Source organism: Salinadaptatus halalkaliphilus (assembly GCF_006543045.1).
GTDB classification, from domain to species: Archaea; Halobacteriota; Halobacteria; order Halobacteriales; family Natrialbaceae; genus Salinadaptatus; species Salinadaptatus halalkaliphilus.
The window spans coordinates 60,627-74,461 of the sequence record NZ_RBZW01000066.1 but is presented as its reverse complement, the minus strand read 5'-3'; the positions used below and the strand labels follow the sequence as shown (position 1 = coordinate 74,461).

Sequence of the window (13,835 nt, the reverse complement as noted above, 5' to 3'; positions counted from 1 at the left end):
GATCGGCGACAGTCGATACTATCTTTGCGGTGAGCGCCAGGATATCGACCATGGGCGCGGACGTGGTTGACCTCGCCGAGTCACTGGTCGTGGAGGCGAGCCGAACGAACGAGCGACGGTTGCTCGTCCTCGCCGGCGAACGCGAGCGTGGCTACGACGCCCTCGAGTCGACCCTCGAGGCGCTTTCCGTCGGTATCACGGAGACGACCCTCGTCGGGCCCGAAGACCGCCTTCGTTGTGAGTGTGTGACACAGGCACACGCCGGCGAATTGCTCGGCAGGACGCGCGAAATCGTCGTCTTCGACGCGCATGCGGGGCTTCGACCGAACGCGCTGGGCAAGACCGTCGGCGCCGTCGACGGCGGCGGGCTATTCATTCTCCTGACGCCGTCGCTCGAGCGTTGGCCGGAGCGTCGTGGCGAGTTCGACGCCTCCCTGGCGGTACCACCGTTTTCCGAGGCCGACGTCACCGGCCGATTCAGACGACGACTCGTCGAGACGCTTCGCACCCACCGGGGGATCGCAATCGTCGACCTCGAGGCCCATCGCATCGTCGACAACGGACTGACCGAACCGACACCGCGAGTGTGTGACGGCGAGGCAACCGTCGAAACGCCTCCTGATCCCCAGTTTCCACGGACCATCTACGACGCCTGTTACACCAACGATCAGGCCGATGCAGTCGCCGCGTTCGAGTCGCTGCTCGAGTCCGACGAGCGACGAGCCGTCGTCCTCGAGGCCGACCGTGGCCGCGGCAAGTCGAGCGCGGCGGGACTGGCGGCGGCGGCGCTCGCTACTGCGGGAGTGGACGTTCTCGTGACGGCACCGCGATGGCAACACGCCAGTGAGGTGTTCGAACGGGCGACCGACGGCCTCGGCGCGCTCGAAGACGACGACCAGTTCGCGAGCCACGGCGAGCGATATCTCGAGACCACGGCTGGCGGCAGCGTCCGCTATCTCGAACCGGCGGATGCGGTCGATCGACTCGACTCGGCCGATATCGTAATCGTCGACGAAGCCGCGGCGCTGCCCGTCTCGACGCTCGAGTCACTGTTATCGGCCGAGCGGGTCGCCTTCGCGACGACGATCCACGGTTACGAGGGTGCTGGGCGGGGCTTTTCGGTCCGGTTTCGCGAGCGACTCGGCGAGAGCGACCACGACGTGACCGACTGCACGCTCGCCGAACCGATCCGCTACGCGGCCGGTGACCCGGTCGAGGTGTGGGCCTTCCGTGCGTTGTTGCTCGATGCTCGGCCGCCGGCGGAACCACTCGTCCTCGACGCGGCGCCCGAGACGGTCGATTACCGGCGTCTCGAGCCCGACGAGCTCTTCGCGGACGAGCAACTCCTGCGGGAGGTCTTCGGCCTGCTCGTGCTCGCCCACTATCGCACCGAACCGAACGACCTCGCGCGGCTGCTGGATGCCCCGAACCTCGAGGTACGGGCGCTGGTTCACCGTGACGACGGAACTGGTAACGGCGGCGACAGTATCGGCGATAACGGCGACAGCACCGTCGACGCCGCGGGGAATGGCCACGTCGTCAGCGTCGCCCTCTTGGCTCGCGAAGGGAACCTCCCCGCCGAGACTCGAGCGAGGATGTACGAAGGCGGACGGGTTCGTGGCAACATGCTGCCGGACGTGCTCACGAGCCAGCTTCGCGATGAGGCTGCCGCCGAGCCGGCGGGTCTCCGCATCGTCCGCATCGCGACCCACCACGCGGTTCGCTCGCGTGGACTCGGCTCACACCTGCTCGAGTGCGTCCGATCGGAGTTTGCCACGGCCGTCGACTGGCTCGGCACCGGCTTCGGCGCGACGCCGGGGTTGCTCGCGTTCTGGCGCGAGAACGGCTATCGACCGATCCACGTTTCGACGACGCGCAACGAGGCCAGCGGCGAATATTCGACGCTGCTGCTCGCACCGACCAGCGACGCCGGTCGCGAGCTCTACGAGCGCCACGCCGATTGGTTCGCCCGCCGGTTCCCAGCCTGCTGTACCGACGCACTTCGGGACGTCGCGTCCGATGTGGCCCGAGCCATCTTACGCAGCGTCGACGCCGACGCCGCGCCGACGCTCGAGCTGACCGACCACGAGTGGCGCGTCGTTGCCGGAGCGGCCTACGGGCCAGGGCTGTTCGATATCGATCCGGGACCGTTTCGTCCCCTGGCCGTTCGGTATCTCATCGAGACGCCCGACGCGATCGATCTGACGGCTCGCGAAGAGCGGCTCCTCGTCCTGCGGGTGCTTCAGGCCCGGGCCTGGGACGCGGTCGCGACTTGCCTCGAGTATCACTCGACGAGCCAGTGTATGCGCGCACTCGGGGAGGCCGTTTCGCCACTAGTCGACCACTACGGCGGCGAAGTCACACGCGAGGTACGCGAACGTTTCGAGGAATGATTGGCCGATTGCCACCGCACGGAACGGTAACCTGTCCCGCGGCGAGCAATTATACGTCGAGCCCGAGATAGTGTGGCGTGATGACGTACCAGTGTGTACAAGTAAACGGAATCGACCTCTACTACCAGGATGTCGGCGAGGGGCCGCCGGTCGTCTTCGTCCACGGATTCAGCGGCAACCACCTCTCGTGGTGGCAACAGATCCCCGCCTTCGCCGACCGCTATCGCTGTCTCGCTCCCGATCAACGGCTGTTCGGTCGGTCCACGGACGAGCCGGACGGCCCCGGGGCGACAGCCCACGCCGACGATCTGATCGGACTGCTCGATCATCTCGAGGTCGAGGAGGTCGCACTGGTCGGTCACTCGATGGGCGGCTGGCCGGTCGCAGCCTTTGGGAGTCAGTATCCCGAGCGAACGGCTGCACTCGTCCTCTCGGGTACCCCGGGCGGACTGCTCTCGGCAGACCGTCACGCCGAACTGCTCGACGCCGGTCAGGCGTCGCTGCCCGACGTGGATCCGCTCTCGAGGGAAGACGCCTTCCTCTCGGACGCTATCGAGGCGTTAAACACCGACCGTCCCGACGAGTTCGCGAGCATTCGACCCACCCTCGAGGCGTTTTCGATCGACCCGGACCGCCTCGTCGAAGGCGACGTCCCCACCTTCCTCATCGCGGGCGAGGCCGATCAGTTCATGCCACGGAACGCACTCGAGGCGTTGGCCGCCCGCCTCGAGGGTGCCGAATACGCCATCGTCGACGAAGCCGGTCACTCGGCGAACGTCGAGCAGCCGGCCGCTTTCAACCAGTACGTCGGCGCGTTCCTCGACGAACACGTGATCGTCTGATCTCGTGTCGCCGTTGCAGGCACCGCCCCCATCAATCGCTTCGTACCCCCTCGTAATGCTGTGAGCAACGAGTCCGGTAGACGCCATCGGACGGTCAGTGGGACCGAGCGAACCGCGAGTGTTCCACCGGGAGAACATGTCGTTTTTATTTCATAAGTTGCCGGCGGTCGTTCGAGCGGGTTCGGCGATCACCGATACAGAACGACACCAGTCCGTCGAAGTCGCACGCAAACCGATCAGAACAGAGAGACAAGCAGTCGGTACGGAATGCCAAGCGCAAAAATCGCGATCAGTGCACCGGTCGCCAGAAGTACCGCCGGCGGGATTCGGTCTTGCTCGAACTCGAACAGCCAGTCCATACGCTGGGGTTGTCGTGGTCACTACGTAACGTTGTCGCTCTGAACGAAGCGGAAAACACGCATCGACGAATCGAACCTTAGACGCCGCTCTCGAAGTCCTCGAGCGAGTAGGACGGCTCGGCGCCGCGGCGATCGAGGACCTCGTTGGCGAGCAGCCAGTAGACGACCGAAAGGGCCTTGCGACCCTTGTTGTTCGTCGGGACGACCAGGTCGACGTTGCTGACCTGGTTGTTCGAGTCACACATCGCGATGACCGGGATACCGACGGTGATCGCTTCCTTGACGGCCTGAGCGTCGCCGATCGGGTCGGTGACGACGAGCACGTCCGGCTCGATGTAGCCGTCGTACTTCGGGTTGGTCAGCGTGCCCGGGATGAATCGACCGGTGCGGGCGCGAGCGCCGACGGCGTCGGCGAACTTCTCGGCCGGGAACCGACCGTACTGGCGACTCGAGGTGACCAGGATCTGCTCCGGTGCGTAGTTCGCGAGGAAATCCGCGGCGGTGCGGATGCGACCGTCGGTTTTGCCGACGTCGAGGACGTAGAGCCCGTCGGTTCGGACGCGGTGGATGAACCGCTCCATGTCCGCGGTCTTTTGCTGGGTCCCGATGTGGACACCGGCGCCGAGGTAGTCCTCGACGGGGATGAGCAGGTCCGCCTCGTCATCTTCCATGACGTCGTCGTCGAGGGTCGGACCGGCGTCTTCCTCGGCTGGTTCGGCGTCGGCGTCGGCCTCGCTGGCCGCGGCGTCGGCGGGCTGTTCGTCTGCTGGCTCGACATCCTCCTCGGGTTCGGCGGCGGGGCCAGCCCCTTCGGCTGGCTCCTCGTCGATTTCCTCCTCGGCGGCGTCGAGCCCTTCCTGGGTTGCGTCGTTTTCTGTCATGTCGCGTCGTCTGCGATTCTGATGAGCTCGTTGAGTTTTGCGGTTCGCTCGCCGCCGACGGCGCCCGTCTTGATGAAGGGCACGTCGGTCGCGACGGCGAGGTGTGCAATCGTTGTGTCTTCGGTCTCACCCGAACGGTGGGAGACGACCGAATCGTAGCCGTTCGCGGTCGCGAGTTCGATCGCGTCGACGGCGTCGGTCAGCGTCCCGATCTGATTCGGCTTGATCAGGATACTGTTTGCCGCATCGCGGTCGATACCTTCGCGAAGGCGGTCCGTGTTCGTGACGAACAGATCGTCGCCACAGATCAGCGTCTGGTCGCCGACTTCGTCCGTGAGTTGGGCAAACGCCTCGTAGTCGTCTTCGTCGAGAGGGTCCTCGACGTAGACGAGGTCGTACTCCTCGACCAACTCAGCGACGTAAGCGATCTGTTCGGCCGTGTCACGGTTCTCGTCGCTGTACTCGTAGTTCTCCGAGTCGTTGTTGTACAACTCGGCGCCGGCGACATCGAGGCCGAAGCCGACCTCGAAGCCGACATCGTCTTCGACCTGCGAGACGGCCGCCTCGACGAGTTCGAAGGCCTCGCTGTCGTCGATCGAGGGTGCCCACGCGCCTTCGTCACCTTTGCCACACGCAACGTCTCGCTCCGCGAGCAGGTCGGCAACGACGGCGTGGGCCTGGGCGTTGGCGAAGACGGCGTCTTCGACGCTCGGTGCGCCAACGGGTGCGACGAGGAACTCCTGGATGTCGGTCGCGTCGGCAGCATGTTCGCCGCCGCCGACGACGTTACCGAGCGGGATCGGGACGTTCTGTCCGCGGAAGGTCCCACCGAGGTGTTGGAACAACGGTGCGCCGAGGACATCGGCACCTGCTTTCGCAGCAGCCATCGAGATGGCGACGGCGCTGTTGGCGCCGATTTCGGAGAAATCGTCGGTGCCGTCTGCAGCGTGGAGGATGGCGTCGACCTCTCGCTGGTTGCCGGCGTAGGCCTCACCGACGAGTCGTGGCACGGCGTGTTCGCGTGCCGCGGCGATCGCCTCGGTCGGCGGCCGCTCGACGGCCTCGTACTCGCCGGTGCTGGCACCGCTCGGTGCGGCTGCCCGACCGAATCCGCCACTCTCGGTGAGGACGTCGGCCTCGACCGTGGGATTGCCACGGGAGTCGAGGATCCGTCGGAGGCGGATATCGGTGATCAGCGTCATTTTCGATCCTTCCCTCGCTTGACCGTGAAGGGCAACGCGCCCGCGTCGTACTCTTCGGCGGCGATCAGGATCGGCTCGGTCTGGTCGGATTCGACCAACACCGGCGCGCCGTATGAGACCTGCAGCGCTCGTGCCCCGAGGATCCGTGCCTTCTCGTAGCGGTTGTGTCGTTGCTGTTGCATGTTACTGGTACGGAGAGACGACGTCGACGAGGTCGGTGTGACTCACGAGCATGCGCCGACAGCAGTAGCGGTCGACGCCGAGTTCGTCGAGGACCTCCTGTGGGTCCTCGTCGCCCTCGTTGGCTCGTTCGTCGAACTCCTCCCAGTGTTCGCCGACGACAGTGCCACAGGTGAAACACCGGACCGGTACCATCATGATTGGATCACCTTAGCGGTAGGACTTCTGGTAGCGCGCCCGAGCGCCCGGGCCGCCCCATTTCTTCGGTTCGGACTGGCGAACGTCGTTGACCAGCAGCGAGCGATCGAACTCCATGAACGCATCACGGAGTTCGGCGTCGTTCGTGTGCTGAACGATGCCGCGTGCGATCGCGGTGCGGACGGCATCTGCCTGTCCGCTGATACCGCCACCGTCGACGCTGACATCAATGTCTACGCCGTCGCGCAGTTCGTCACCGGCGATGCGGAACGGCTCGAGCATCTTGAGCCGTGACATCTCCGGTTCGACCAGTTCGACTGGCTTGGAGTTGATCCGGACGCGACCCTCGCCCTCGCTGACGGTGGCGCGGGCGACGGCCGTCTTCTTCTTGCCGCTCGTGTTCGTTACCATGTTACCGTAGCACCTAGCTGTTCGGAGACTTCGCCCAGGTGAACGAAGCGGATGTTCGAGAGTCGATCCAGCGACGTGTCCTCGAGGATCTCAGCCTCGTGTTCGTCCTCGTAAGGATTGCCGACGTAGACGCGGACGTTCGAGAGCGCCTCGCGGCCACGGTCTTTCTTGTGTGGCACCATCCCACGGACCGAGCGCTTGAAGATGGTATCCGGTCGCTTCGGATAGTAGGGGCCGCGGTCGGATCCAAGCTGGAGCCGTTTGCGGTAGGTGCCGAAGATATCTTCCTTGTCACCGGTGATGACGGCGTCTTCGGCGTTGACGATCGCGACGGTTTCGCCGTCCAGAGCGCGCTGGGCGACCTGGCTGGCGACGCGACCGAGGATGCAATCACGGGCGTCGACGACGATGTCTGCATCGAACTCTGCGGTGTTGACGCTCATGCGATCACCCGGATATCGGAGCCGTCGGGATTTTCTTCGAGCAGTTGCTCGAGCGATACTGGATCGCCGACCTGATCGATCTTCGTCTCTGCCGACGAACTGAAGTCGACGGCGGCGACGGTAACCGATTTCTGCAGTGCGCCGGATCCCAGCACTTTGCCGGGAACGACGACGGTCTCTTCTTCGCGCGCGTATCGGTCGATGCGGCCCAGATTCACCTCAGCGTGGGTGCGTCGGGGCTTCTCGAGTCGATCCGCAACGTCTTGCCAGACGTCGGCGTCCGTCTGTCGGGACGCCGACTTCAGCTCGGCGATGAGATCGGTAAGCCGTGGATTAGTCTTGCTACTCATTGATTTCCTCCAAAGTGAAACTGCGGTGAGACACGCGGTCTCGCCGCTCGTGGAATCGATAATGTGTCGTTCGACAGAAGTGATGCAGGGAGCAGGATTTGAACCGCCGGGAGACGATCGGCCTTGAAACTGCTCGGCCGCTAGGACTCCCGTGGCTCAAATCTGTCGTTCCATTTTCACGGCTCTCCCGTTCGGTCGAGCCGGAAACATGCAGGGAGCAGGATTTGAACCTGCGGACTCCTACGAGACAGCGCCCTGAACGCTGCGCCGTTGGCCTGACTTGGCTATCCCTGCTCGCACTTCTGCCTACCCGTCGCCCCTTCAAACCCCTTTCGATTCCAATAGCCATCCGGTCGCCGGTCTCGTCGCTCATGGCGCTGGCGAACGGGCTGGTTCGTGTGGGTTGGGGGCGCGGAATCATGTTACAACTGTACTGCTTCTTCGAGTTCGGTCGCCCGCGCTTCGATCGTGTCGGCGGCGCGCGTGACGATTTCTTCGACCGGGAACGAGCCGTCCGTCTCGACGTGGAAGACGAACGCGTTCGGCACGTCCTCGAGTTCGATCTCCTTGCCGGGATACCGGTTCGAGAGATCGTGGTCGAACTCGCTGGTCGGGATCAACTCGCCGTCGTCCTCGATGACGCCGCGGACGATCTGTGACTGCTCGTCCTCGAACTCGGGAACGTCGTCGACGACCTCCACGCGCTGGAGGTGGCGATAGCCGGCGGCCACGGCGCCCTGATGTTTGGCGTGGCCTTTCCCACGCTCGAGAACGGTGTCGGCCTCGGCCTCGAGGCGCTGGTCGTCCTTGAGATCGATGATCGGGACGTTATCGTCTGCGGGCTGGACGAGGTCGTCGCTCGAGACGAGATCGCCCGAGTAGGCGGTGGCCGGTCCTTCGACGTCGATCGAGAGCGTCACGGTGTCGTCCTCGACGAACTCGCCGACAGGTGGGGTCGTCAGCGGGACGAGCCCGAGCCGAAGCGCGAGTTGTTCGTCGAACATGACCGACGAGTTCTCGACGAATCTGACGGTGTCGATCGCCATCGTTGGCACGTCGGCAAGCATCGCACGCCGGATGCCGTTGGCGAAGGCGGGTGTGACGCCCCGGACGAGAAACCGGGCTTCCCGGTCGGTGCGTTCGACGAACTCGACGTCGTACTCCTCAGTCATGGTCTAGTAGCCGCCCTTACCTTTCGGAGCGCGCGATCCGTCGTGTGGGATTGGTGTGACGTCTTCGATGCGCCCGATTTCGATGCCCGAGCGGGCGAGTGCGCGGATCGTCGCCTGTGCGCCGGGACCGGGAGACTTCTGAAGGTTCCCGCCGGGACCGCGCACGTTGACGTGCAGTCCCGTGATGCCGGCTGCTTTGACCTCTTCGGCGACCGATTCGGCCATCTGCATGGCCGCGTACGGCGACGCTTCGTCGCGGTTTTGCTTGACCGCCGTCCCGCCGGAGGACTTGGCGATCGTCTCCGCGCCCGTAAGGTCGGTCACGGTCATGATGGTGTTGTTGAACGATGCGTGCACGTGGGCGATGCCCCACTTCTCGTCGTCCTGGCTCATGTTATTGACCCTCCGCTCGTTCCGGGTGGAGATCGTCTGCGAGTGGACTGTTCTCGTCGAAGGCGACGAGATCTTCCTCGTCGACGTCGACGACGTACGACGGTACGCGGTGGCGCTGCTGGCCGACCACGACGTGGCCGTGCGTGATGAACTGGCGAGCCTGCTGTGGCGTGTTCGCGAGTCCTTTACGGTAGACGACCGTCTGGAGACGGCGCTCTAAGACGTCCTCGATCTCGAGTGAGAGGACATCGCCGAGGTCGTCTTCGTCGTCCAAGATGCCGACGCGTTTGAGCCGTCCGAGGAACTCCTCGGAGCGGCGAACGACGGCTTCGTCGCCCTGTGGCTGGCCGAGCAGGTCTCGAGCCTCGCGCCGGTAGGAGCGAAGTTCGGACTGGGCGCGCCAGAGCTCTTCTTTGTTGGTGAGCCCGTAGCGGTCGAGCAGGGAGTGCTCGGAGGCGATGCGTTCACCCTGGTAGGGGTGATTCGGCGTCTCATACTGTTTGGTGTCGGTGCCGAGTGGCATTATTCGTCATCCTCCTCTTCGGCAGCCTCTTCGGCCTGTTCTTCGCGGATCTCCTCGACGTTGACTCCGATGGTGCCCTCCGTACGACCGGTGGACTTGGTTCGCTGGCCGCGGACTTTCTGTCCGCGTTTGTGGCGAACGCCACGGTAGGAGTCGATCATCTTCATCCGGTTGATGTCGTGCTGACGGGTCAACTGGAGATCGTTCCCGATCTCGTGGGTCGTTTCGCCGGTGTAGAAGTCGTTCTGGCGGTTGTTGAGCCAGTCAGGAACTTCCGCGGCGTAGTTCTCTACGAGTTCGACGACCTCGTCGATGACGTCCTCATCGAGCGCACCGAACGTCGCTGTTCGGTCGACGCCGGCTTCGTCGGCGATGATCCGGGCGGTTCGTCGGCCGAGCCCGTTCATCTCCGACAGCGACCGCTCGACGGACTTCGTCCCGTCAAGGTCGGTCTGGCCGATCCGGACGAAGTACTGCAGGTCGTCGTCGTCCTGTTGTTCTTGAGGTGCTTCCTCGCTCATGTGTCGTGTATGTGTGTCTGGTCTGCGCGCGTTGCAACGTCGACTGGCGGAAAACGCCAGTCTCGTGTATCCGACGTCGTGGCGGGGATTCGAACCCCGGAGGCTTGACGCCACATGGTTAGCAACCATGCGCCTTGGGCCGCTTGGCTACCACGACACCGTCGGTCTATCGTCGCCCTTCCGGACTCGGGGATCGCTCCCCTGCACGTATTGCACTCGGTCCTACCCTCGACGTGTACTTAAGCGCAACGAAAGGCACCGGCACGTTCGGGCGACGCTTAAGAGGCCGGCGACAGTAGTCCACCAACGAGTGTCACGACGCCATCAGCTCGGTCGGGCCCTGATCGCTCTCGGTGGGATCGTTGCCGTCGCGATAGCCGCAGCAACCCTCCACTCGCCGGTCGAACTCGGCGACAGCGGCGACGGCAGCGGGCTCGGCACGGGCGACGGTGACGGCGTCGGTAGCGGCGTCCAGCCGCCACCACAGGAACCGACGGGAGGGATCCAACTGCCGGCGTTTCTCGAGTACCTCGGCTACGTCCTGTTGAGTGTCCTGGCGATCGCACTGGTCTGGTACCTACTCGCCCACCGCCGCCGGGCCGTCAAACTGATCGCCGTCTGCCTGCTCGCGACGGTCCTCGTCGCAGCGATCGTCGAGTTCCTCCCACCGATCGCCGACACGCAGCCGCTGTCGCCCGGCCCCGAAGGAATCCTCGGCGAGGGAGGGAGTTCCGGTAGCGACGGCACCGAGACGACGCCGATATCGGTCAGTCCGCTGCTGATCGGACTCGCCCTGATCGCGGCGATCTTCGTCGGTGGCGTGTTGTTCACCCGCGGTCGCGACGGCGCGTCGGCGATCGACGACGACCCGGACTCGCCAGAATCCGTCACGACCGATTCGGACGTCGCGGCGGTCGCGACGGCGGCGGGGAACGCCGCCGACCGGCTCGAGGACGGCACCGACGTCGACAACGAGGTCTACCGCGCCTGGCGCGAGATGACGGCGCTGCTGTCGGTCGACCGACCGGCCTCGACGACCCCGCGGGAGTTCGCCGACGCGGCGGTCGCGGCCGGCCTCGACCACGACGATGTCGAGGCGCTCACTCGGCTGTTCGAGGACGCCCGATACGGTGACCTCGAGACGACGCCGGAAATGGAACGGCGCGCGTCGGCCGTCTTCCGGCGGATCGAGGCGGCCGACGCCGATCGGGACTGGCAGAGCAAGGAAACGACGGGTCGAGACGACAGAGGGGACCGAGCCAGTACGGAGGACCGAGTGCGATGAACCGCTGGCGCCTCGCTCTCGGTCTCGGCATCGTCGCCCTCGTCGGCGCCGTCGGCATCGCGGTCTGGGACTGGTCGCTCGGGTTGAATCCGGAAACGATCACGCTCGCCGGCGCCTGTCTCCTCCTGATCGCGCTGTCGGCGATGAGCGCTCGCCGCGGCAGTCGGTCGCTGGGCCGACCGCCGGCACCGGAGCGTCGAACGACGGTTCCGGTCCCGGGCGACTCGCTCTCGGACGCTCTCGATTCGTTTCGCACGTCGCGGATCGGACTCACCGCCTCGAGTCGGCGCATCGAGCACGGGCTCCGGACAGCCGCGATCGCTGCGCTCACCCGCTTCGAGGGCGTCTCGACGACGGCTGCAGAGGGTGCTATCGAGGACGGGACCTGGACCGACGACCAGGTCGCGGCCGCGTACCTCTCGGAGTCGGTCGAGCCACCACCTCGAGATCTTCGGGATCGACTCCTCTCGATTGTCGGCCGTGAACAGGGGTTTCGAACGGCCGTCTGTCATACCGCTGGTGCGATCGCTGCGATTCCCTCGTCGCGTGCCATCGATAGCGATTCGAACGTATCGGTACCCGAGTACGGCCAGTTCTCGACGAGCCGAGCCGCCGAGCCCGACCGTTCGAACCGGTCCTCGCCACAGCGAACGGCGGATCGAGCGGTCTCCGGCATCGAATTACGTGCCAGACGATCGACGGGCCACTGGACCGGGATCGGCGTCGTCGCGCTGTGTGCGGTCGGCATCGGTGCGATAGCCCAATCGCCGCCCGTCGCACTCGCGGGCGTCGTCGGTATCGGTTACGCCGGCTTCGCCCGATCGCTCGAGCCACCGACACTCGAACTCTCACTCGAGCGCGAACTGAGCGACGCAGACCCCGACCCCGGCGACGAGATCGACGTCGCGCTGACGATCACGAACGACGGCGACGGTTTCGTGCCCGACCTCCGTCTCGTCGACGGCGTCCCACCTGGACTCGCCGTCACCGAGGGCTCCAGCCGCCTCGGCACTGCGCTTCGCCCTGGCGAATCAGTCACGCTCGAGTACACGGTTGCGGTCGGGCGCGGTCGCCACGAGTTCGACCCCGTTTTCGCGGTCGTCCGCGACCTCTCCCGGTCGAGCGAGCACGAGTACGTCATAGAAAGCGACACGACGGTCGTCTGTGAACCCGCGCTCGAGCCCCTCGGAGTTCGCCTCGCACTGCGGTCGGCCGCGACTGCCCGCGCCGGCCGGCGCTCGACGGATGTCGCCGGCGCCGGGACCACGTTTCACTCCGTCCGAGAGTATCGGCCCGCCGATCCGCTCGCGCGTATCGACTGGAACCGGCGGGCGAAAACCGGCGAGCTCGCGACCCTCGAGTTTCACGAGGAACGGTCGGCACGGGTACTGGTCCTCGTCGACGCCCGGACGGAGGCATACCTCGCACCGGAGCCCGACGCGACTCACGCCGTGGATCGATCGGTCGATGCCGCCGGTCGAATCGCAGCGACCCTACTCGAGACCGGCGACACCGTTGGCCTCGCCGCGCTCGGTCCGACGACCCGCGACGGGACTCGCGGTCGCGATACCGACCTCTGTTGGCTCGCCCCGACGACGGGACGCGACCACGCGGTGCGGATTCAAGAGCGTCTCGGGAGCCACCCCCAGTTCGATCCGGCTCCGCCAGATACTGCCGGTTCCTGGCGACCCCAACTGAAAACGATACGGCGACGACTGGACGACCGAATCCAGATCGTCTTCTTGTCGCCGCTGTGTGACCCGGCGTCGGTCACGGTCGCTCGGCGACTCGAGGCGCGAGACCACCCCGTTACTGTCGTCAGCCCGGATCCGACGACCGATCGAACCGCCGGCCAGCAACTCGCGGGAGTCGCTCGTCGCGTTCGTTGTGTTGACCTCCGACGAGCCGACGTTCCCGTCGTCGACTGGCAGCGCGACGAGTCGCTCGAGGAAGTGCTCGCCAGATTCCAGGAGCGTGGGCGCCGATGAGTGACTCATCATTCGGAGAGAACGATCCGTCGCTCGAGACGGACGAGACGACAGGCGACCGATCGCCCGGGACGGACGAAACGGCGACTGCATCGCCGCTGGAGGCCGACGCGTCGATGGACAGCCAGCCGTTCGAGAAGATCGAATCGGCGAGCGACCGGCCATTCGACGCGGTCGAACTCACACACCGCCCATCCGTCGCCTCGAGTGTCGTCGCCGTCGCCGCGGCGGGTTTCGGCGCGCTCCTCGCGGGACTGGGATCGGTGAACGGACTCGCGATCGGCGCGGTGGGTGGGGCGGTACTCGGTGTCGGTCTGATTCGTGGCCACCGAACGGCGGTCGACATCGGGGCACTGGCGGTTTTCGCTGGGGTCGTCATCGGCGGCCTCGGGTCGACGGCGGTCGAGCCGACCGTGCTGGGAACGATCGCGACGGTGCTTGCCTGGGATCTCGCCCACGGTGGGATCGGCCTCGGCGAGCAACTCGGTCGGGAGAGTCCGACGCGCCGTCTCGAGGCGGTCCTGTTCGTCTCGAGTCTCTCGGTCGGCCTCGTTTCGGGACTCCTCGGCTACGCGGTGTCGCTGGTCGGTGCCGGCGCGCTTCCGGTCGATGCGGTCGTGTTGCTGGTGACCGCCGCGGCGTTGCTGACCGTGGCGTTGGGTGCGCGTCGATCGTACTAACCGACGGCCCACTC

17 protein-coding genes and 2 tRNA genes are annotated in these 13,835 nt (G+C 65.6%); 5 read left to right on the top strand and 14 right to left on the bottom strand.

Annotation, left to right across the window (positions count from 1 at the left end):
* Positions 1 to 50: 50 nt before the first annotated feature.
* Complete coding sequence (tmcA, locus tag D8Y22_RS18765) at positions 51 to 2,393, top strand: tRNA(Met) cytidine acetyltransferase TmcA (RefSeq protein WP_141466205.1); 2,343 nt, start codon at positions 51 to 53, stop codon at positions 2,391 to 2,393.
* Positions 2,394 to 2,473: 80 nt separating this feature from the next.
* The gene (locus tag D8Y22_RS18760) at positions 2,474 to 3,235 is read left to right on the top strand and encodes an alpha/beta fold hydrolase (protein WP_141466204.1); all 762 of its coding nucleotides are present in this window, start codon (positions 2,474 to 2,476) and stop codon (positions 3,233 to 3,235) included.
* Positions 3,236 to 3,471: 236 nt separating this feature from the next.
* On the opposite strand, the gene D8Y22_RS23190 is transcribed toward D8Y22_RS18760, so the two are convergent.
* The 14 genes from D8Y22_RS23190 to D8Y22_RS18695 form a co-directional block, all read right to left on the bottom strand.
* Entirely contained in the window at positions 3,472 to 3,594 is a 123-nt protein-coding gene (locus D8Y22_RS23190) for a hypothetical protein (protein ID WP_281282414.1), read from the bottom strand.
* Positions 3,595 to 3,671: 77 nt separating this feature from the next.
* The gene (gene rpsB / locus D8Y22_RS18755) at positions 3,672 to 4,475 is read right to left on the bottom strand and encodes a 30S ribosomal protein S2 (protein ID WP_141466203.1); all 804 of its coding nucleotides are present in this window, start codon (positions 4,473 to 4,475) and stop codon (positions 3,672 to 3,674) included.
* The gene (gene eno, locus D8Y22_RS18750; RefSeq protein WP_141466202.1) at positions 4,472 to 5,677 is read right to left on the bottom strand and encodes a phosphopyruvate hydratase; all 1,206 of its coding nucleotides are present in this window, start codon (positions 5,675 to 5,677) and stop codon (positions 4,472 to 4,474) included. Before eno ends, rpsB begins: the two co-directional genes overlap by 4 nt.
* Entirely contained in the window at positions 5,674 to 5,859 is a 186-nt protein-coding gene (locus tag D8Y22_RS18745; protein ID WP_141466201.1) for a DNA-directed RNA polymerase subunit K, read from the bottom strand. Before D8Y22_RS18745 ends, eno begins: the two co-directional genes overlap by 4 nt.
* Before the next feature lies 1 nt (position 5,860).
* Positions 5,861 to 6,055 carry a DNA-directed RNA polymerase subunit N gene (locus D8Y22_RS18740; protein ID WP_006167943.1) on the bottom strand — a complete coding sequence of 65 codons (195 nt, stop codon included), beginning with the start codon at positions 6,053 to 6,055 and terminating at the stop codon, positions 5,861 to 5,863.
* A 12-nt stretch (positions 6,056 to 6,067) separates the two neighbouring features.
* Positions 6,068 to 6,466, bottom strand: a complete 399-nt coding sequence (locus D8Y22_RS18735; RefSeq protein WP_141466200.1) for a 30S ribosomal protein S9 — start codon at positions 6,464 to 6,466, stop codon at positions 6,068 to 6,070.
* Positions 6,460 to 6,909, bottom strand: a complete 450-nt coding sequence (locus D8Y22_RS18730) for a 50S ribosomal protein L13 (RefSeq protein WP_141466199.1) — start codon at positions 6,907 to 6,909, stop codon at positions 6,460 to 6,462. Before D8Y22_RS18730 ends, D8Y22_RS18735 begins: the two co-directional genes overlap by 7 nt.
* A complete protein-coding gene (locus D8Y22_RS18725; RefSeq protein ID WP_141466198.1) occupies positions 6,906 to 7,259 on the bottom strand; it encodes a 50S ribosomal protein L18e in 354 nt (117 codons plus the stop codon). The genes D8Y22_RS18730 and D8Y22_RS18725 overlap by 4 nt, the downstream gene beginning before the upstream one ends.
* A gap of 209 nt (positions 7,260 to 7,468) precedes the next feature.
* Positions 7,469 to 7,553, bottom strand: a tRNA-Leu gene (locus D8Y22_RS18720).
* A gap of 128 nt (positions 7,554 to 7,681) precedes the next feature.
* Positions 7,682 to 8,431 (bottom strand): DNA-directed RNA polymerase subunit D, encoded by a 750-nt coding sequence (locus D8Y22_RS18715; RefSeq protein WP_141466197.1) that lies wholly within the window; start codon positions 8,429 to 8,431, stop codon positions 7,682 to 7,684.
* A 3-nt stretch (positions 8,432 to 8,434) separates the two neighbouring features.
* Positions 8,435 to 8,824, bottom strand: a complete 390-nt coding sequence (locus D8Y22_RS18710; RefSeq protein ID WP_141466196.1) for a 30S ribosomal protein S11 — start codon at positions 8,822 to 8,824, stop codon at positions 8,435 to 8,437.
* Between the two features lies 1 nt (position 8,825).
* Positions 8,826 to 9,347, bottom strand: coding sequence for a 30S ribosomal protein S4 (locus D8Y22_RS18705; RefSeq protein WP_141466195.1), 522 nt, complete (start codon positions 9,345 to 9,347; stop codon positions 8,826 to 8,828).
* On the bottom strand, positions 9,347 to 9,868 hold the full coding sequence (locus tag D8Y22_RS18700) for a 30S ribosomal protein S13 (protein ID WP_141466194.1): 522 nt from the start codon (positions 9,866 to 9,868) through the stop codon (positions 9,347 to 9,349). Before D8Y22_RS18700 ends, D8Y22_RS18705 begins: the two co-directional genes overlap by 1 nt.
* Positions 9,869 to 9,942: 74 nt before the next feature.
* Positions 9,943 to 10,025, bottom strand: a tRNA-Ser gene (locus tag D8Y22_RS18695).
* Positions 10,026 to 10,178: 153 nt separating this feature from the next.
* On the opposite strand from D8Y22_RS18695, the gene D8Y22_RS18690 reads away from it, so the two are divergent.
* From D8Y22_RS18690 to D8Y22_RS18680, 3 genes are read left to right on the top strand one after another with little or no spacing between them, the layout of a single operon-like run.
* Positions 10,179 to 11,153, top strand: coding sequence for a DUF4129 domain-containing protein (locus tag D8Y22_RS18690; protein ID WP_141466193.1), 975 nt, complete (start codon positions 10,179 to 10,181; stop codon positions 11,151 to 11,153).
* Positions 11,150 to 13,141 (top strand): DUF58 domain-containing protein, encoded by a 1,992-nt coding sequence (locus tag D8Y22_RS18685; RefSeq protein ID WP_141466192.1) that lies wholly within the window; start codon positions 11,150 to 11,152, stop codon positions 13,139 to 13,141. The genes D8Y22_RS18690 and D8Y22_RS18685 overlap by 4 nt, the downstream gene beginning before the upstream one ends.
* Entirely contained in the window at positions 13,138 to 13,821 is a 684-nt protein-coding gene (locus D8Y22_RS18680; protein WP_246084510.1) for a DUF7519 family protein, read from the top strand. The genes D8Y22_RS18685 and D8Y22_RS18680 overlap by 4 nt, the downstream gene beginning before the upstream one ends.
* Positions 13,822 to 13,835: the final 14 nt, after the last annotated feature.